This window comes from Pseudoalteromonas luteoviolacea DSM 6061, assembly GCF_001625655.1.
Taxonomy (GTDB): domain Bacteria; phylum Pseudomonadota; class Gammaproteobacteria; order Enterobacterales; family Alteromonadaceae; genus Pseudoalteromonas; species Pseudoalteromonas luteoviolacea.
In genome coordinates, this window is record NZ_AUYB01000143.1 from 1 (window position 1) to 398 (window position 398).

A 398-nucleotide genomic window follows, 5' to 3' on the forward strand; every position below is an offset into this window, starting at 1 on the left:
TGGGTTGAAGATAAGTTATTGCAACTGGCTAAGGTGTTTTGTATTGATGTGTGTGCGTATGCAGTGATGAGTAACCACACTCATATAGTTTTATATGTTGATGATAAAAAAGCAAAACGCCTGACTGATAAAGCCATTGTTATACGTTGGCATAAGCAATTTAAAGGGAGTTGGTTAACCCATAAGTTTATCAATGGAGAAACACTTACAAACTCAGAGCGTTGTTTATTATCAGAGCTCATAGACGAATATAGAAAGCGATTAGCTGATATAAGCTGGTTTATGCGAACGCTAAACGAAGACATCGCGCGTAAGGCGAATAGAGAAGATGGCTGTACAGGCCGATTCTGGGAAGGGCGCTTTAAATCACAAGCTTTGTTAGATGAAGCCGCGTTGGC

The 398-nt window shown here is 40.2% G+C and carries 1 pseudogene; it reads left to right on the forward strand.

The window, feature by feature from the left end:
* A pseudogene (locus N475_RS22530) lies at window positions 1–398 on the forward strand (transposase); the annotation flags it as partial.